This window comes from Spiroplasma endosymbiont of Sarcophaga carnaria (assembly GCF_964019595.1).
In the GTDB taxonomy this organism is placed as follows: domain Bacteria; phylum Bacillota_I; class Bacilli_A; order Mycoplasmatales; family Mycoplasmataceae; genus Spiroplasma; species Spiroplasma poulsonii.
This window is the reverse complement of sequence record NZ_OZ026456.1, coordinates 1177471-1196556: the sequence shown is the minus strand read 5'-3', so window position 1 is coordinate 1196556 and position 19086 is coordinate 1177471. Positions and strand designations below refer to the sequence as shown.

Genomic DNA, 19086 nt, shown 5'->3' with positions numbered 1-19086 from the left:
GTTAATTCTCCGATCCATTATATTCATAACCAGGATACGCCTGATATTTACCAGGGAATTTTTGTAAAATAGTATCTCAAATACTACTATAATTTGCGCTAAAATTCCATGGAACTTTTTCATTAGGTGTTGCTTTGCCGCTTTTTGCAAATTCTGTATTATTATTATATTTTCGGAAGAAAATATCATCAAATGTTAAGGGTTCTTCTCCTTCTTCAATATATCAATATGCTGCATCATGAACACTTAATTTAAAATTCGAGTCATAATACGGATTAATCTGACCATTACGCAAATACTGCTTTGTTTTTGCATATGGCAACGGGTCTAACATTAAAGCAATAAAAGCTAATGCCTTATCAAATTGTGAACCACGATAATTAATAATTCCGGTAAATGGTCGGGTTAAAGAATACTTTGGATTAAATTCTAAATTTTTATCAATAATTTTATATGGTAATTCTGGTGTCGTTGTGCTTTGGCCAATCACACTCGCAATTGATTGTATTCCTAAACGACTATCATCAATAATTGTTTTAAGATACGAAAACGAAATAAAGCCAATTGATCCTGGCGTAGTTGAAACAGCTTGATACATCGCACCATTTGATGCTGCAACTTGATTTGTATCATAGTTTTTGGTTTTAATTACTGCTGATTCAAAGAAATCTCTTGTTCCACTTCCTGCTTCTCGGGTTAAAGTATAAAACTTATTGCTCCCACCACTACAAGTTAGTTGTGAACCAAAAGCTTGTTGTCAAGTAAAATTAGTATCCGTATAAATTCGACGGATCAATTCTGTTCCTTTTCCACCATAAAAACTTTCAAAATGTAATGAATCTTGCGTAGGATTAATTTGACAACCAGCTGGTAAATGATAAAACAGTACAATATAATCACGGGCAAACACAAAACGAGATGTTTGATAATCTTCTCATAATTGTTGGGCATTAGCACGATTATCACCTTGAGTTGGCGTAGAATTAAAATCTTTTGATAAAAACCCAGAAGCATAACTCCCATTTTTAACGCCAACTAAAGCAGCTGCACTTCCTAATGAATTATATAGAATGTCTTCTTTTTTATCACGTTTATACTGCTCGGTAATATTTGCCATCACTTGTGCAACAGAAGTACTTCCCCCCGCGACAATAACATTACTCGCCGAAGCAACTGTTCAAATAACAATTGATATTACTAACACTAAAACAAAACCAATTAAAGTAATCATTTTATGGTTGCTAATCTCTCCTACTAAAGTTTTAAAGAAATTTTTCTTTTCTTGTTTCTTTGAAAAAGCTTTAGTAGATTCGTTTGGCTTCATCCGTTAAGTTTCCTCCCGCTGTAATATATTTTTAACTTTGCTCATTTATTTACATTAATTGTATCAAAAAAATAAAAAATCATAAAATATCTTATGCTTTTTTATTTTCAAAATCTTGAATCATTTCCTCAGCTTGTTGCAATTTAATTCCCACAATCTTTGTTACCCCTTTTTGTTGCATTGTTGCCCCATATAAGACATCACAATTTTCCATTGTTCCAACTCGATGAGTAACAACAATAAACTGGGTTGCCTCAACAAACGTACGAATGTATTTAGCAAAACGCTCAACATTTGCTGGATCTAACGGTGCTTCTGCTTCATCTAAAATAACTAACGGGATTGGGCGAACTTTTAAAATCGCAAATAGAACTGATAACGCAACCAATGATTTTTCACCACCAGATAATAAATTTAAATTAGTAATATTTTTTCCTTGTGGTGATACTTTAATATCAACACCAGTTTCTAATAAATTTTCTGGTTCAGTATAAATAATTTTTGCTGACCCACCACCAAATAAAACTTCAAAAGTTGATGGTAAATTTTTATTAACCTCTTTGATTGTTTTATCAAATTGTTCTTCCATAATAGCATCCATTTCATCAATCAACTTTAATAAATTTTTAACTGAATCATTTAAATCATTATATTCATTATTCATAAACTGGAAACGTTCATATTCTTCCTTATACTCATCAATTGCTTCTAAATTAACACTACCAATTTGCGCTAAATCACTTCGTAATTGTTTAATTTCATCACGAATCAAGTCTTCATTATCAATTACTTTTAATTCTAATGTTTTGGCATGATCATATGTCATTTGATACTCTTCTGTTAATCGTGTTAAATTTTGTTGAATTTTAACATTAATAATCGATAAATCAGTGTTGATTTTACTAATTTGGTCTTGTAAAGCGGAAATATAATAACGTTTTTCTGAAATATAATTATTCAATTCATTAATGGTGAATGATTGTTTATCTTTCAAACTGTGGGCAACATTTAATTGTTGTTCTAATTTTGTTTTTAAAAGTTCTTTTTGCTTAATTTTATCAACAATATTAAGAACCTCTTGATTTTCTTCTAATTTTGTTTCATCAATATTTTTTGCTGTTAACAAATGGTATTCACTTTGCAATTTCATCTGATCATGCTTAATAATTTCAATTTGCCGCTTTGCCGCACCAATTGAAGCCTGATTTTCAGCAATAATTTCATTAACTTCATCTAATTGATGGCGAATTGTACTTAACTGTTGGATAATTCCTTGTTGTTCATCACCCTTAACTTCTAAATGCCCATTAATTTCATTAAGCTCTTTTTCTGGATTTACAATTGTCATTTTATTACGGCGCGAACCACCCGAAACAGCTCCTTGTGGGCGAATTACCTCCCCATCCAAAGTAACAATATTGTAACGATATTTTGTTAATCTTCCAACTTCTTGGGCAACATCAAAATCGGCACAAATAATATAACGGCTTAATAAATAATCAATTGCAATGCGATATTCTTTGCTTGTTTTAACTAAATTATTTCCTAAACCTAAATATCCGGGTACTGACTTAATCACAAATTCTTCATCACCGCTAAGAAAACGCGGCGAAATAACATCCAATGGAATAAAAGTTGCCCGTCCAGCGCGATTTTGTTTTAAATATAAAATTGCTCGTTTTGCACTATCAACATTTTTAACTAAAATATCTTGTAACCGTCCCGTTAAAGCTGTCACAATTGCTTGTTCATACTTATTATCAACATTAATTATTTCTTGTACTAACCCAATAATACCGGGTAAAACATTTTTATTGTTGATAATATTTTTAACCCCTTCATGCAAATTATCTTGATTTTCAAACTTATGTTGTGCTCGTTCTAAATCGCTTTCTAAACGAACGATTGTTTTATTAATTGCCCCTAGATTCTCATTTAATTTAGCTTGAATTGCATTAAAATCATTGCGCTGATTACGATATTCAAGTTGTTGTTTTTCCAAAATTTCTAATTTTTCTTGTTCATTTTGGAGATTAAAAGTTAGTTCATTGTAATCACTAAGCATATTAGTAATTGTGATATCATTATTTGACATTTTTAAAGCAGCTTCTTTATTATCTAATTCAATTTTATGAACTTTTAAATCACTAATTTCTGAAACTAAACTCTGAAATTCTCTACTTAAAGTACTAATTTTTGTATCTAAGTTAAAATTTTCTTTATTCAATTCATTATATTCAATTTCTTTATTTTTTAATTCACGATCTGCTTCTTGTTTTGTACTTGTAATTGTTTTTTGTTGTTCACGTAATTCAAATAATTTATCATTAAAAAAAGTAATATCCTTAACCAAAACCGATAATTCAATTTCATTTAATTTATCCTTTAAGGTAGTATATTTTAAAGCTTTTTCACTTTGCCGTTTTAAACTTGGTAACTTTCGTTCAATTTCATTTAAAATATCTTTTAGACGAGCTAAATTTTCATTTGAACGTTCTAATTTTTTTAATGATTCTAATTTTCGTCGTTTGTATTTTGAAACCCCCGCCGCTTCTTCAAATAAAGCACGACGATCTAATGGTTTTGCTTCTGCAAAAGCATTAATATTGCCTTGTGAAATAATAGCTAGTGATGATTTTGTTAAACCACTATCCATCGCAAAATCTTGCACATCTTTTAAACGTACCCGTTGTTTGTTAATAAAATATTCATTTTCTCCTGTTCCTCGAAAAACACGACGAACAATTTCAATCTCATCATAATCCATTGCAAAAATTCGTTTTGTATTATCAAAAGTTAATTTTACTTCTGCCATATTTAAAGCTGATTTTGTTTCAGAACCATTAAAGATAACATCTTCACTATTATTTCCACGCAGTGATTTAATTGATTGTTCACCTAAACATCAACGAATTGCATCATTAATATTTGATTTTCCACTCCCATTAGGTCCAACAATTCCAATCATTTTATGATCAAAATTGACAGTTAATGGGTCAGCAAATGACTTAAATCCAAACGCCTCCAGTTTTTTCAAAAATAGCACTGATTTTCACTTCCTTAAAATTTAACCTAATAACAAACCGAATTATTCCTTATTAATTATTCTATAAAAGTTAACTATTTGCAATTAAATTTTTTAAAATCATTGATAAATAACAAAATTAGGGAAATAATTTTTACAATAAAAAAAGTTAAAGCAATTTTTTTGCAGATTATTAAGGATATAATGAAGCCGGTTATAAAATAAGTGAGAATTAACCACCCTCATCTCAGAACCAATAATTTAAGAAAGAAGATGTAACTATGAAAAAAATACTGGTTCTTTTTACTAGTCTAGCAATGGCTAGCACAAGTACAATTAGTACAATCGTTATCAATAATAAAAATAATAATGTTGAAGTTACCAATGGTGTTGATGTTAAAAATGGTGAATTTCCATGATATGGTCTTATAAGTAATAAGGGAGCACCAATTACAACCACCGGAATTGGTGGTGGTGTTTTAATTTCTCCAAATTGACTTTTAACAGCAGCGCATGTTGCTAGTGATTTTCAATTTGCACAGTTACCAATGCAAGTTACATTTGGCCTTTATGATAAAGTAACACCTTATCAACCAGAAACAGTATATGCTAACCAATATTTTGTCTATGGTGGCAGTCATTATGATATGAAAAAAGATATTGCTCTAGTTAAATTAGATCATCCCGTTACTGATATTACACCAATTCAAGTTGCAAATAAATCACAAATCCCCCAAGCAAGACAAAATGCAATTGTAACTGGTTTTGGAATTAGTGGTCTTGATTCACAAGGACAACCAATTTGACCAACACATATGAAAAAAGCATTAATGCCAATTCAAGACCACGCAATTACGAAAGGCCCAAAATACCAAATTTCTGATTTTGATCAAAATTATGATTTTTTAGGTGGAACAATTACTGGCAAAAGAATAAGCTCTGCCCTTGGTGATAGTGGTGGTCCTGTAATTCAAAAAATTAATAACCAATGAGTAACAGAAGGAATTGTTAGCCACGGTGTTTATGATTGAACAACACCATTACCAACTGTTTTTACTGCTGTTGGAGCTTTTAGTAATTGAATTCAAAATATTATTAAAAATAATTAACCTACACATTAATATTCAAAAAATATATTAAAAAAGCAATATTTATTGCTTTTTTTCTTTTATTATAATTTAATCATCTTCGTTATTAGGTTTCTTATTTTTATTATTTTTTTGGTTTTGACTTACTTCTTCTTTTTGTTCATTTTTATCTTTTACTTTTTTTGGGCGGTCTTTTTTCTTTTTAATAATTAGCTTGATTTTTTCTCACCATATAAAACCATTATTTTGATGATCTAGTAGAAGTAAGTTTAAGAAAATTCCAACAAAAGCAGCTAAAGCAACTCCCATAAATTGTAAATTACCACTACCAATATTAAAGTTAAAAATTGCTCCCCCCAATCCTAAGAATAACATAATTGCTGTTACAAAGACATTTTTCATATTGGTATAATCAATCCGATTATTAATTAAAACACGAATTCCATTTGTTGCAATTAAACCAAACATAATCATACTAATACCACCAATAACTGGACCTGGTAGCATTTGAACCAACTGGTTAACCGGGGCAATAAAAGATAACACAATCGCAAACAGGGCAGCTAATCCCGTTACTCACACTGAAGCAATTCTTGTCATTCCAACAACCGAGGTATTTTCACCATAAGTTGTGTTTGCAGGACCTCCTATTAAGCCATCAAAAATAATTGAAACCCCATCTGCAACTAATGTTCGATGCATTCCAGGATCTTTAACAAAATTCTTACCTGTCATTTGTCCCATACTAATATGATAACCAATATGTTCAGCAATGGCAATAATTGCCAAGGGACTAATTGCTAAAATTGCTGGGACAATATTACTTGCTTTTAAATCTCAAATTTTTTAAAATAAGGATATCACTGTCATTGACTTGGGTCACTAATTTTTGAAGTGTCTAAAATATGATATTGAGTTCCAATTGCAAAATGCAAAATAACACATAATAAATAACACATTACAACCCCAATAATAACTGGTACTACTTTTGCAAATCCCTTACATTTTAAAGCAATAATTGCCTTTACCAAAAAAGTAAAAACTGCAATCCCAATTCCAATTAAATGTGAATAACTTTCTTTTCAAGCTGCTGGATTTAATCCAGCATTATTAATAGCACTCGGAGCAACTGACATTCCAATAATAATAATTAATGGTCCAACAATAACTGCTGGCAATAGTCGTTCTAAAAATTTATTACCAATAAAATATACTAAAACTCCAAATGTAATATAAATAACTCCAACCATCATTACGGCAATAAAAATAGCATTTCCATACAAAGGATAACAAACCCCCATTGCTCCCATATAGGCAAATGAACTTCCTAAATACATTGGCACTTTTGCTGCCGTAATGGCAATGTAAATTAATGTTCCAACACCCGAACAAAATAAAGCCATTGAAATATTCATAACTTCAACACCAGCTGTTTGATTAATAATCAACGGCACTAACACTGTGGAACCAAACATTGCAAAAACATATTGCAAGGATAAAATTGATCATTGTAAAAAAGTTTTTGGGCGTTCATGGGGAGCTAATAATAATTTAACATTATTATCGATGCTCGTAATTTGTTCTTTTTCCATTTTTTCTCCTTTCATTCTTAAAATTGCATTAAAAACTAGTTTATAAACATTATCAACTAGTAAATTTTGCATTATTAATTTTCATTATATTGTTAATTTGTAGAATATTAAAGATATCAAAAAGAATTAACTTATTTTTTTGTAAAAAAATTTTTAATTCTTGTAGCATCTTAATTTGCATTTTATACCTCAACATTCTTAACATAAATAATATCATTTTTAAAATGATTTGTAAATATCTTCTTCTTAATTGTCTTGTAATATCCTTCATAAAGCTTTTTTCAAAATAAACCAATTATATGAAGAAATTCCCTATTTTTCTACTTTCACTCTTTTTTGCCCTAACAGTTATGAGAACAATCAAGCGCAGTGAGATTAATTCTCCCTTTTTTTATTTTATTAAACACTGTTATGGTTGCTACTCTCACTCAATTGTGCCAGGTGGTTTTGAAGTAATATCATAAGTCACACGATTAATACCGTGAACCTCACTAACAATCCGTGATGAAACTTTATCTAATAGTTCAAACGGTAACCGACTTCAATTCGCTGTCATAAAATCAGTTGTATCAACACTACGAACAACAGCAGTATAACCATATGTCCGAACATCACCCATTACCCCAACTGATTGAACGGGCAATAAAACAACAAAAGCTTGAGCAACTTGATCATATAAGTCAAAATTATATAATTCATCAATGAAAATTTGATCAGCTGCTTGTAGTAATGTTACTTTTTCGGATGTAATATCACCAATAATTCGAACTGCTAAACCTGGTCCTGGAAAAGGATGCTTGTAAACAAATTGATGATCAATTCCTAACGCTTCACCAGTCTTACGAACTTCATCTTTAAATAACACGCGTAATGGTTCAATTAATTGAAAGGGTAAATCTTTTGGCAATCCCCCCACATTATGATGCGATTTAATTTTTGCTGAAGGCCCTTTTACTGATACCGATTCAATCACATCAGGATAAATCGTTCCTTGCCCCAATCATTTAACATTTTTAATTTTTTGTGCTTCTTCATTAAAAATTTCAATAAATAAGTTTCCAATAATTTTTCGTTTTTGTTCTGGATTAGTAACTCCTTTTAATGCTGTTAAAAATCTTTCTTTAGCATCAATTTTTAGAATGCTTAAACCAAATTGTTTTTGAAATTTTTGTAAATCATATCAACCACTATCTTGACGCAATAACCCCGTATCAACAAAAATACAAGTTAGCTGTTGACCAATTGCTTGATGTAATAAGACTGCACAAACACTAGAATCAACTCCCCCCGATAATGCTAAAACAACATTGTCACTACCAACTTTAGTTTTAATTTCCCTTGTTGACATAGTAATAAATTCTGAAATTTTTCAATCTGCTTCACATTGGCAAATTTTAAAAACAAAATTTTTTAATAATTGTTCACCAATTAAAGTATGTGTTACTTCAGGATGAAATTGTAACCCATAAATTTTTTTCGTTGTATGTCTAATTGCACTAATTGAATTTGCGCTATGCGCAATTTGAACAAAATCTTTTGGCATCACTTCAATGTGATCAGCATGACTCATCCAGACTTGTGATTTAACTGGAACATTAGCAAATAAATCGTGGTGATCATCAATAACTAATTCTGAAAAACCAAATTCTTTTTTCGCTGCTCGTTGCACTTTTCCACCAGATAAATGACTAATTAACTGCATTCCATAACAAATTCCTAAAATTGGTAAATCTAATTGAAGTAACTCTGAATCAATTAAAAAAGCATCCTCTGCATAAACTGAAGCAGGACCACCGGATAAAATAATTCCTTTCATTGGGGTTGTTTTAATTTTTTCTAACGGTGTATTGTATGGTCACACCTCACAATATACTTCTAAGTCACGAATACGACGAGCAATTAGTTGCGTATATTGTGATCCAAAATCTAAGATAATAATTTTATTTTCTGTTTTCATTTATTCACCTCTAAATATATATACATCGGGTAACTGACGATATTGATCATCATAGTCAAACCCATAACCAACCATAAATTCATTTGGGAAATTAAATAAAGCATCATAATCATATTTAAAGTCAGGATGCATTTCAATTTTATCTGCTAAACAAACCACTCGTAAACTATTTGGTTTTTTTGCTTGTAATTTTTCAATCACAACCGATAATGTTTGCCCAGTATCAATTAAGTCTTCAATTAACAAAACATCTTGCCCGGTAATATCTTTTGAAATATCTTTATGAATTGTAATATTGTTGGTAGAATTTGTTTTTTCATAACTTGAAACACTCATTGTATCAACAACAATATAATTTTTAAGTCGTTTTAATAAATCACTCATAAAAAAGAGGGCTCCGTTCATTAAACCAATACAATATAATTTTTTTCCCGCATATAAGGTATTAATTTTTTCCGCATAAGTTTTGATTCCTTCTTGAATATTAGCTTCAGAAAGGTATAATTCTAGTTTTTCCATTTGCACAATTAATAATTCTCCTTTACAAAAATAAAAAAATAAAAGCATAAACTACTATAGTTAATTCTAAATAGGTTATGCAAATTATTTTTGTTAAATCAAGAAAATAAAACAAAAGAATCTTCATGACCTATAGTATCTTAATAACGGTAAGATGTAGAAACGTTAGTCCATAACACTAACATATATAAGCATTTTATTTTTATCACACAACAACTATAACTTATTATTGCTAGTAATGCAAGATAATTTTAAAATTATATGTTGTCCAATTCATTTATAATTAATTTTTATCTTTAATTCTAAAAATATTTTAATAAATATAGCAAAACATTATAACTTACAAAAAATATCATTAACACTTTCGATTGGTTGTGCACCATTTTTAATAAAACTATTGTTCTTATTAGCAATTGTAACTCGTTCGGGAAAGCAAAAAACTTCTTTGCCATCATGATTTGCTAACGTAACAAGCCGATGCGTATCATCATCAGGTTTTGATTGAACAATAATAACACCGTCCATTAGACCAGACATAATTCGATAAATTTCATATTTTGTTTTCTTTAAATTTCCATCATATGATTCAGAAATAACAATTTGAAATTTAACATCTGGATATTTTTTGCAAATGTGCGCATAATCTTGTCATTTTTTAATTATTAGAACACCATTACCGAACCCAAGATTTTCAATAACACATTGATTAATTCCTTTTTCTAGCATTACAATTAAAATTAATTTTCGTCTAATAATTTTTTTTGTTAACATTTTAGTAATCAATAATCCTGTTTCATCTGGTTTTGTTATACCACAAATTGCTAATTTATGGCATTTATTATTAACTATCGTTAAATCACCATCATAAAACAACACAAAAGGTGGTCGGTAAATATTGCAAAAAGCCTTTGGATAATCTTGATCAATAATTGTGACATACTGACAAGTAATTTTTGTTTCAATATCAATTAAATCTTCATAAGCAATTTTTTCTTTTGTCTCTAACGCTTGATAAATTTTAAGTCAATCCCCTTCATATTTTAATGCAAAAAAAAGTAGAACTCGACGCATCTTGCTTCCTTTCTATTAATAAATAAGTATCTTATTAACATAAAGAATATAACACGAAGAATTTTACTTTTTTAATTTTTATTTATCAGTAACATTATTTTTTAAAATAAGATCACGAACCGGTCGATAAGTTTTCCGATGAATTGCTGTTATTCCATATTTTTGTAAAGCAGATAAATGTTTTTTAGTCCCATAACCTTTATTATTTTTAAAATCATATTGCGGATATGTTTGATCATATTCTAAAATTAGATTATCCCGTGTTACTTTTGCTAAAATTGAAGCTGCCGCAATTGATTGTGAAAGATTATCACCATCAATAATTGCTTGATAATGATAAGATGGCGCTAATTTTTCAGCATCAGTTAAAATTAAATCTGGTTTAACTGTTAACTTATCAATTGCATTTTGCATCCCAACAATACTTGCTTGTTTTGGATTAAGTGTTTCAACCATTGTCACTGACATTGTTTCAATTGCATAACTGATGGCAACATTCATAATTTCTGTTGCTAACATTGTTCGTTGTTTTACCGTTAACTTTTTACTATCTTTAATTGCTGGATTAAAGTAATCAGCTGGTAAAATAACAGCACCAACAACTAATGGACCCACTAAACAACCTCGTCCTGCTTCATCTGTTCCTGCCATTATTGTCGTGGATGAATATGATGCTAAAATTTTTTGTTCAAAACTATTCATAATTTACATTTCCTTTTGTGGCGGAAACTCAAATGAAACTAATCCAAATCCATTATTTCATAATTTATTTAAAAAGTCAGTTACAATATTTATGACATTGTCTTCATCAACTTTGTGAAAACGATTTTGTTGCATTCTTAATAATAAATGAAATAATTCAACTTCATTGGTCACATCAAACTGATCAATTGGTAATAAATGATATTGTTTTGCTAATAATGAAAAGTAATGTTGATACATTCATTTAATAGCTGCTAAACAAACATCTTCTTTTGGTAAAATATCTTCTTTAATTGCCCGGGTAAATGCTAAATTAAGAGCCACTTGGTGCTGTTCAATTTTTGGTCATAAAATCCCGGGGGTATCAATTAAATCAATTTGTTCATTTAATTTTAATCATTGTTGGCCCTTTGTTACACCAGGTTTATTACCAACTCGTGCTGAATTACGGTTTACCAAAGCATTAATAAAAGTTGATTTACCAACATTAGGAATCCCCGTTACTAATACTTTTAACTTTGGCGTTTTAATACCTCGTGCTTTATCCCGAGTAATTTTAGAACTTAAAACAGCATAAATTTTCTCAACAATAATTTTATTAATTTTAGTATGTTTACTATCTAATGGTAAGACAGCAATTTGTTGTTGTTCATAATAATTAAGTCATACTTTGCTTACGATTGGATCTGCCAAATCTTTTTTATTTAAAATAATTAGTTTTGGCTTTGAACCTCGTAATTTATCAATTAAAGGATTGGCAGAAGAAAAAGGAATCCGACTATCAACAATTTCAATAATCAAATCCATTAATTTACTTTGTTCATCAATTTGCTTAATCGCCTTTGCCATATGGCCAGGAAATCAATGAATGTTCGTTGACATCTTCTTTTTCTCCCTTCTTAATGTTTTCCTTTATATAATTATTATTTAAAATAGTCCTCAACTCATTCTAACGAAATTGCTGGGATTTTTTTCCCATTTTGAAGATCTGCTAAAAAATCAGCACAAAGTAATAAATTATCGGTTGTTTCGCCTTCTGGCAATGAAACATTAGCTGACTTTAATTTAATAAATTCTTTCACAAGTTCATCAACCGAAGATTTTAATTGAACATTAACACTATATGCTGTTTCTAATTTTGCTTGATATTTTGTTAATAATAATTTAAAGGCTTTAATGGCCACAACTTCTGTGTTTTCTTCAATATTAAAAATTCCTAAAATTTGGATATTTCAATAAACATTAGGTGTTTTGAAATTAACACCGGTAATCGGTGCTGTGTCAATGAATTCAACATTATTATAACGATGAACTTTCTCACGACCAAATAATGCTAATTTTGCTTTTTCAAAGCTTTCACTATTGCTAAATAGTTTTGCTAATAAAATTTCTTTATTACTATGCGGTAAACTAATAATTAATATTTTTTTATCAACATAATCTTTTAAAAAGGCATGAAACCCTTTTAAACACTGTTGATATTGTTCTTCGCTTTGCTGGTCAGGACTTAATAACATTTGACAGTAAATTCCTTGCCCATAATAATATTCCATTCATTTTTTTGTTTGTTCCACATCAGCTTTTTGCGTATTTGAAAAAAGGATTATTCTTTTTACATGTTCTAATTTTGCATAATTTAAAAGATTAGCACCGGAGTACGCAACTCTTGCATCAACAACTTCAATAATAACATCTGCTGTTGCTGCTAGTTTATCAACTCTTTTATTATTTTTAATAAATTCACTTGGGATTGCAATTGTCTTGTCACACATAATTGTGTTTCCTCCTTGTTTTATAATTTTAGTAGAAATTAAAAAGACTTTAACAGCCTTTTTAATTTATTTAGTTTTAATGATTTCCTTAATCCGTGCAGCTTTACCAACACGATTTCGCATATAGTAAATACGAGCACGACGAACACGCCCATATTTTACAACTTCAATTTTATCAATTAAAGGTGAATGTAGTGGAAAATTTCTTTCAACCCCAGCACCATTACTAATTTTACGAATTGTAACTGATTTAGTAATGACACTACCTTGTAACTTAATTACTACTCCTTCAAAAACTTGGATTCTAAATTTATTTCCTTCCTGAATTTTATAGTGAACCTTGATAGTATCTCCTGAAGAAAACTCAGGTAAATCAGCACGAAGTTGATCCCTTGTAATTTCTTCTGTTAAACGCATATTCATAACTGTTCTTCCTTTCTATGGTTAATAAACCTATTTTATTTTTCATTTTTAATTTTTGTTAATAAAATTTCTTGTTGTGGTGTTAAAGTTATTTTTGATAATAAATCTGGTCGTTTTAATCAAGTTTTTTTTAATGCCTCATATTCTCGTCACTGTGCAATGTTTTGATGATGACCGCTTAACAAAACCTCAGGCACAAGATGTCCATCATATGCAACTGGCTTTGTATAAACGGGATAATCTAAGAGATTATTTGTAAAAGAATCATTGAGATGTGACTGTGCATTAATAACATCACTGCATAGTCTTGCAACACTATCAATCACAATCATACTTGCTAATTCACCACCAGTTAAAACATAATCTCCAATTGATAATTCATAATCAACATAATGTAAAATTCTTTCATCAAAACCTTCATAATGACCACAAACCAAGATTAAATCCTGCTCTTGTTTTGCCAACTGTTGAGCTTGCTGTTGACGATATTGTTTTCCCTGAGGTGATAATAAAATAGTAATACTATTTTTAGTTTGGTGCGCTTTAATGGCTTTAACTAATGGTTCAATCATTAGGACCATTCCTTCACCACCGCCATATTGATAATCATCAACTTGGTGATGTTTACCAACACTATAATCCCGAAGATTGACAATATTAATTGCAATTAGTTTCTTTGCTAAAGCTTTTTCAATAATTGATGTTGTTAAAAAATTATTAAACATTTCCGGGAACAAAGTCAATACTGTAAACTGTTTCATTTAAATAACCTTTTTTAAAATTACTTTTTGCTGAATCAAATCAATTTGTTCAACATATTCATCAACATATGGAATCATCATCTTTGTTTGATCAGTTTTTTGAATTTCAAAAACAACATGTGCTTTTGTTTCAAATTGATGTGATAATGTTCCAATTACAACATCCTGATAAAAAACTTTAAAATTAGTTAAATCCTCTTGACTAATAACTGTTGCTAATTCCAAATCCGCCTTTTGGCATAACAAATAACATTCTTTAAAATCTAACACTTCGTTAATATTATTAAATTCTTTAAATTTAAGAATATAACCATGATTAGTAAGTGTAATTTTAATTAATGTTACTGGTTGATAAAGCAGCGGCAACTGAAGAAACATTACCTTATTAACTAACTGTTCTACATCCTTAATGTTAATTAATAAAGTTGCCTTAACTTCTCCCTTAATTGCATGCGGTTTATTAATCTTAAAAATTTTTAATAAATCTTTCATTTAAAAAACCTCAAATTTAATATTAACTTTATGTTGATCAAATTGCCCTCTAATATTTAATAATGTTCGTAAACTATTAGCAATTAAACCTGATTTACCAACAACATACCCAAAAACTTCTTCACTACACATTACTAATAAATTAATTTCACCTGTTTTTGTTTCTGGCAATTGTCGAATCTCATAATATAATTCGTTATTGTCTTGAGAAATTAACGGTTCAATTAAATTTTTAAGTTCTGTAATATACATATTGTTTATTGTTGTAACTTTAAACAACAGCTATTTTTTTGTGCTTTTTTTGGGTTTTGAAACTTGTCTTTCATTATGTAACTTAGTCATTAAACCTTCTTTACTTAATAAATTACGAACTGTATCGGTTGGTTGCGCTCCTGTTGATAATCATTTATAAGCAATATCTTGATCAATTTTTACATCACCATTTAAAGGATTATATGTTCCAATTAATTCAATATATTCTCCATCACGTTTGACACGAGCATCTGTTGCAACAATCCGATAAAAAGCCGCTTTCTTTTTACCTGTTCTTTTTAAACGTAATTTTACCATCAATTTTTTCCTTTCTAATTCTATTTTCCTGTTAAACTATGAAACTTAACATCCTATATATCATACCTTAAATAAAAAAAGAGTCAAGTTTTTCAACTTAACACTTTTTCAATGATAGAGAGAAATAATTGGAACTTTTAAAGGTAAATTTTATTTGGAATAATTATAAATTATCCCATTTTCAATTAATAAAAATTGAACAAAAATAGTTGGTAATTTAATATTTTTTCGTTTAATTGTTTTCCCTTGTCTTCCAACCTCAGCAACTAAATTATTTAAATAAAAAAACTTTGCTTTATAAAGCAAAGTTTTAATTTTAATAAATATTTAATAATATTAAATTTCTAATTTTATCCTAGTATTCCTTTAATTATATTTTTTCATCAATCATTTATGTCATTTGGCTCATAAAAATCTTTATTTGTAACATCAAATGATGAAACTTTCAACGAATTTCATACTCGATAAATAGCATTCACACTTTGTGTTATAATGCATAAAAGAGCATGAATTTCTTTGCCACTACGATATAAATACATATCAATTCGTGATGTGTGATGAGCGACAATAAATCTATATTCATAATTTATTAGTTCTTGTTTAAGGTAAATGGGTTGCCGACTAGATCAATTATTCTTATCAATTTTTGAAGAACCAATTAATTTTGTTGATACTTTAATATTTTTTCGCTGAATAGTTGCTCCTTGACCACCAGCCGCAACAACTGAATTATTTAAATTAATATAATCATAATATTTCAGAAACTCTTCTCATGAAGTTGCATAATCAGTTCATTTAAATAACTTAATATTAAAATGATCAGTTGTACCCCCCCCCCGTACTAATAGCTCCTATTTTATTGATAAAGTAACACGAATACTTTTAATAAGATTATTCTGGTACTCATTATTTATATTTAAATAATACGATATTCCCGCCGTTGTAACACCCGGTGATGCCGCAACAACAGTAGCCGCAATGGCTCACGGTACACTAATCCCAAAAAATCAGGCCGCTGCTCAAAAACCAGCGGCTGCAATTGCGACAATAGTAGTTGCTGTTTTAAACCCCAAATTTATATCATTTAGTTTATCTCAATATTCTAATGCAGCTTGTTTATCTTTGCTGATACTATAGGTTGCAACATTAATATCATTATTAAAATTTAACCCTGAATTTGAACTAAAAGCCATAGTTCCTTCATTTTTTTGGATTTCTTTGTCATACAAATTTTTAAAATCTGGAAATTCAGTTCGAAAATCATTTATCATAATATCAAATAAATTCGTAAATAATTGTCCTCCCATTTTTTGATATTTTTTTACACTTTTTTTACCAAATTCACTAACTGATTTAAACATCTCTTTTTCACGTGAAGTTTTATTCGAAGAGTTTTTATTTAAATCTTTAAAGTATTTATTAACTTGATCTCAATCAACTTCATCCGTTTCAGATTCAGGACTTTGTAAAACTGATAAATTCTTGTTAATAATTCCTTCATTGTTTGCTATCAAATTACTATTTGCGGTCAGATTTATGATTCCGCTTCCAACAATTGTTATTGTACCCAATAACACTAACAACTTTTACATATATAATTTAATATTCATTCTATTCTATACAACCCAACCACCCTACCAAAACTAATAAACTTTAATAATAAAAAATAAATAAGATAATTTGTTAAAAAATTAAATATATTAGTTCAAAATAAAAATATTTTTTAAAACCCATTTTAGTGATAAAAAATATTTAATAATGTTTGTGGTATGAAAACATCTTTGTTTTGTAATGTTACACTTTCTTCTTTAATTCCGAATACTTTTTCATTAACACGTTTATTTAATGTTTCACCATGATACTTACGATATAATTTGTTATTTAAAAAAAAATATAAATATTGTAAACCAACAAACGTGCCAAAATGCAAATGAAAGAAAAGATTAAAATTAATCATCCTCATTCTTGATAAACATTTAGGAAAAAATATGGATATCATGTATTTGATGGTCTATGGTCTAAATAACATAATGTTCCCCGAATTAAAATAATAATAAAATACAAAACTGGGTAAATTAAAATTAATCATAATGTTAATTTATGATGTTTTTTAAGATTATATTGAAAATTCCCTGATGTTAAAATATAACTAATAATCATACTAACTGGGATCACTAAATGTAACACAATTGTTGATATTCATGAATAAGCATCATATTGGTTAGCATCTTGGGTATTGATAAAAATTCCTAACCAAAAAACTAACATTGTAATTGTAATATATGTCGTAACTGCTAATTTTATTAAATAACTCGGGCTACGATTTGCAAACTTACTTTCAAATAAGTAAACAAAGAAATACATTGCAACAATATAATTTGTTTGCGTTGTAAAAAAAGCATAATAATTTGATACTCGTTCTGCATAACCTAACGCACTAAATTGTGGTAATGGAGCAATAATTGTGAAAACTAAATCAACAATTAAAAAAGATAATACTAATAACAAAACTCCTAAGAGAACATAAAATAAAATTTTATTATTTCATTTAAACATACAAAAACCTCCGATATTAAATTAATTAATTTTTACTTAATATTTTATAATATTTTTGTTACGATGTTATTTTTTAATTGATATTACTTTTATAGTTCCTTTTTTAATAAAATTCAACTGTATTTCCAAGCTATATTATTTATTAAGATCAATCATAAACCTCTGATGTGACTAATTAAAATTTATCAAAATAATCAGTCATAACAATATCTCTTGGTTTTAAAATACCTCTCATTATTTAATTGTAATTTGCAAATTTTTAATTAATGTTTTAGAACAATCAGGACAAGCTAACGATGGAAAAACATCCCCATTTGAAACAAATTTAATTCCAACAGGATTAAAGAAATTATGACAAACTTCACATTCCTTCAGTCCTTGTTTGACTTGACCCAAACACTTTTCACACATATTGGCATTATTTTCTCGTAAAAAATATTCATGACAATGAATACAATTACCAATGTCATTTTTAAACTGCCCTGTTTCTCATTTTGAATATTCATAACGATCATTTGAACCAACATAAGCATAAACTTTTAAAATTCATTTATTATCTTTTGAAACTTTCTTGCCATTTAAAGTTACTTTTGTTAGTAAATATTTGTTAGCTTCTATTTGATTTGTAAAAATTTTAACAACTTTAGCTTGATCTGGATAAAGTGCATTTTCAGTGTAAAACACTATATACAAATTTTTTGTCTTATTCACTATGTTTCCATCCTTTCTTGTTGTCTTGGAAGCGGATAATTTTGCGCTGCACATTTAAAACAAATAAGATATTCTTTATTATTAACTAATAATTTTCCGAATAATTCACGGTTAAAATCATCACGAACAAGACGATGTTTTTTACACAAGTCACATTGAAAGGTTTCAATTCCTGCTAATTCGCTTTCACATTCTGAACAAAGTTGATTACGATCTAATTTACTTTTTACCCGATTACATTGTTGACAAACCGATAATTCTTTAATAAATTCTTCTGTTGCCCGTTTATTCAATTCATAATTATCCGTTGTATTATCAAAGGTAAAGATTAAACAAAATGAAATTTGATTAACAATATCAGTATTATATTTATTATCTAAATAACAATCTTCCAAAGCTTCCTTTGCATCAACAGCTGTTTTGCAAATGCAACGCAATGTTTGTGTTGTTCCATTTCCATCAAAAATAAAATAATAATCCCAATTCACTGTATTATTCCTCATTCTACGACATTAATAGCTAT

The 19086-nt window shown here is 28.7% G+C and carries 22 protein-coding genes and 1 riboswitch; of the genes, 2 read left to right on the top strand and 20 right to left on the bottom strand.

What is annotated here, in order from left to right; genetic code table 4:
- Position 1: 1 nt before the first annotated feature.
- Positions 2 to 1324: a phosphate ABC transporter substrate-binding protein gene (gene ptsS, locus AACK91_RS06875; protein WP_338965424.1), complete on the bottom strand. Its 1323-nt coding sequence runs from the start codon at positions 1322 to 1324 to the stop codon at positions 2 to 4.
- A gap of 91 nt (positions 1325 to 1415) precedes the next feature.
- Positions 1416 to 4370 carry a chromosome segregation protein SMC gene (locus AACK91_RS06870; RefSeq protein ID WP_338965423.1) on the bottom strand — a complete coding sequence of 985 codons (2955 nt, stop codon included), beginning with the start codon at positions 4368 to 4370 and terminating at the stop codon, positions 1416 to 1418.
- 260 nt (positions 4371 to 4630) lie between these two features.
- Between AACK91_RS06870 and AACK91_RS06865 the strand changes: the two genes are divergently transcribed.
- Positions 4631 to 5458: a serine protease gene (locus tag AACK91_RS06865; protein ID WP_338965422.1), complete on the top strand. Its 828-nt coding sequence runs from the start codon at positions 4631 to 4633 to the stop codon at positions 5456 to 5458.
- 69 nt (positions 5459 to 5527) lie between these two features.
- Here the strand turns inward: AACK91_RS06865 and AACK91_RS06860 are convergent, their stop codons facing one another.
- From AACK91_RS06860 to AACK91_RS06795, 14 genes are all read right to left on the bottom strand, one after another.
- The gene (locus tag AACK91_RS06860; RefSeq protein WP_338965420.1) at positions 5528 to 6226 is read right to left on the bottom strand and encodes a solute carrier family 23 protein; all 699 of its coding nucleotides are present in this window, start codon (positions 6224 to 6226) and stop codon (positions 5528 to 5530) included.
- 41 nt (positions 6227 to 6267) lie between these two features.
- Positions 6268 to 7101, bottom strand: coding sequence for a solute carrier family 23 protein (locus AACK91_RS06855; protein WP_338965418.1), 834 nt, complete (start codon positions 7099 to 7101; stop codon positions 6268 to 6270).
- A gap of 346 nt (positions 7102 to 7447) precedes the next feature.
- Positions 7448 to 8986 (bottom strand): glutamine-hydrolyzing GMP synthase, encoded by a 1539-nt coding sequence (guaA, locus tag AACK91_RS06850; RefSeq protein ID WP_338965417.1) that lies wholly within the window; start codon positions 8984 to 8986, stop codon positions 7448 to 7450.
- Positions 8987 to 9505, bottom strand: coding sequence for a hypoxanthine phosphoribosyltransferase (gene hpt / locus AACK91_RS06845; protein WP_338966592.1), 519 nt, complete (start codon positions 9503 to 9505; stop codon positions 8987 to 8989).
- 113 nt (positions 9506 to 9618) lie between these two features.
- Positions 9619 to 9716: riboswitch (purine riboswitch) on the bottom strand.
- Between the two features lie 122 nt (positions 9717 to 9838).
- Complete coding sequence (locus tag AACK91_RS06840) at positions 9839 to 10576, bottom strand: DNA-processing protein DprA (protein WP_338965415.1); 738 nt, start codon at positions 10574 to 10576, stop codon at positions 9839 to 9841.
- Positions 10577 to 10654: 78 nt separating this feature from the next.
- Positions 10655 to 11278: a ribonuclease HII gene (locus AACK91_RS06835; RefSeq protein ID WP_338965413.1), complete on the bottom strand. Its 624-nt coding sequence runs from the start codon at positions 11276 to 11278 to the stop codon at positions 10655 to 10657.
- 3 nt (positions 11279 to 11281) lie between these two features.
- Positions 11282 to 12160 carry a ribosome biogenesis GTPase YlqF gene (ylqF, locus tag AACK91_RS06830; protein ID WP_338965412.1) on the bottom strand — a complete coding sequence of 293 codons (879 nt, stop codon included), beginning with the start codon at positions 12158 to 12160 and terminating at the stop codon, positions 11282 to 11284.
- A 41-nt stretch (positions 12161 to 12201) separates the two neighbouring features.
- Positions 12202 to 13050 (bottom strand): ribosome biogenesis GTPase RsgA, encoded by an 849-nt coding sequence (locus AACK91_RS06825; RefSeq protein ID WP_338965410.1) that lies wholly within the window; start codon positions 13048 to 13050, stop codon positions 12202 to 12204.
- A gap of 66 nt (positions 13051 to 13116) precedes the next feature.
- Complete coding sequence (rplS, locus tag AACK91_RS06820) at positions 13117 to 13473, bottom strand: 50S ribosomal protein L19 (RefSeq protein WP_338965409.1); 357 nt, start codon at positions 13471 to 13473, stop codon at positions 13117 to 13119.
- Positions 13474 to 13508: 35 nt separating this feature from the next.
- Positions 13509 to 14234, bottom strand: coding sequence for a tRNA (guanosine(37)-N1)-methyltransferase TrmD (gene trmD / locus AACK91_RS06815; protein ID WP_338965408.1), 726 nt, complete (start codon positions 14232 to 14234; stop codon positions 13509 to 13511).
- On the bottom strand, positions 14235 to 14726 hold the full coding sequence (gene rimM, locus AACK91_RS06810; RefSeq protein WP_338965407.1) for a ribosome maturation factor RimM: 492 nt from the start codon (positions 14724 to 14726) through the stop codon (positions 14235 to 14237). It abuts the gene before it with no gap.
- Positions 14727 to 14978 carry a hypothetical protein gene (locus AACK91_RS06805; RefSeq protein WP_127092573.1) on the bottom strand — a complete coding sequence of 84 codons (252 nt, stop codon included), beginning with the start codon at positions 14976 to 14978 and terminating at the stop codon, positions 14727 to 14729.
- Between the two features lie 30 nt (positions 14979 to 15008).
- Positions 15009 to 15299: a 30S ribosomal protein S16 gene (rpsP, locus tag AACK91_RS06800; RefSeq protein WP_174842681.1), complete on the bottom strand. Its 291-nt coding sequence runs from the start codon at positions 15297 to 15299 to the stop codon at positions 15009 to 15011.
- A gap of 147 nt (positions 15300 to 15446) precedes the next feature.
- Positions 15447 to 15602: a hypothetical protein gene (locus AACK91_RS06795; protein ID WP_338965405.1), complete on the bottom strand. Its 156-nt coding sequence runs from the start codon at positions 15600 to 15602 to the stop codon at positions 15447 to 15449.
- 303 nt (positions 15603 to 15905) lie between these two features.
- Here AACK91_RS06795 and AACK91_RS06790 point away from each other — a divergent pair, with 303 nt between their 5' ends.
- Positions 15906 to 16043: a hypothetical protein gene (locus AACK91_RS06790; RefSeq protein WP_338965404.1), complete on the top strand. Its 138-nt coding sequence runs from the start codon at positions 15906 to 15908 to the stop codon at positions 16041 to 16043.
- Between the two features lie 104 nt (positions 16044 to 16147).
- On the opposite strand, the gene AACK91_RS06785 is transcribed toward AACK91_RS06790, so the two are convergent.
- The 4 genes from AACK91_RS06785 to AACK91_RS06770 form a co-directional block, all read right to left on the bottom strand.
- Positions 16148 to 16873: a hypothetical protein gene (locus AACK91_RS06785; RefSeq protein WP_338965402.1), complete on the bottom strand. Its 726-nt coding sequence runs from the start codon at positions 16871 to 16873 to the stop codon at positions 16148 to 16150.
- Positions 16874 to 17177: 304 nt separating this feature from the next.
- Complete coding sequence (locus tag AACK91_RS06780; protein ID WP_338965401.1) at positions 17178 to 17852, bottom strand: hypothetical protein; 675 nt, start codon at positions 17850 to 17852, stop codon at positions 17178 to 17180.
- Positions 17853 to 18086: 234 nt separating this feature from the next.
- On the bottom strand, positions 18087 to 18536 hold the full coding sequence (locus AACK91_RS06775) for a hypothetical protein (protein WP_338965399.1): 450 nt from the start codon (positions 18534 to 18536) through the stop codon (positions 18087 to 18089).
- A 26-nt stretch (positions 18537 to 18562) separates the two neighbouring features.
- The gene (locus tag AACK91_RS06770; RefSeq protein WP_338965397.1) at positions 18563 to 19066 is read right to left on the bottom strand and encodes a hypothetical protein; all 504 of its coding nucleotides are present in this window, start codon (positions 19064 to 19066) and stop codon (positions 18563 to 18565) included.
- Positions 19067 to 19086: the final 20 nt, after the last annotated feature.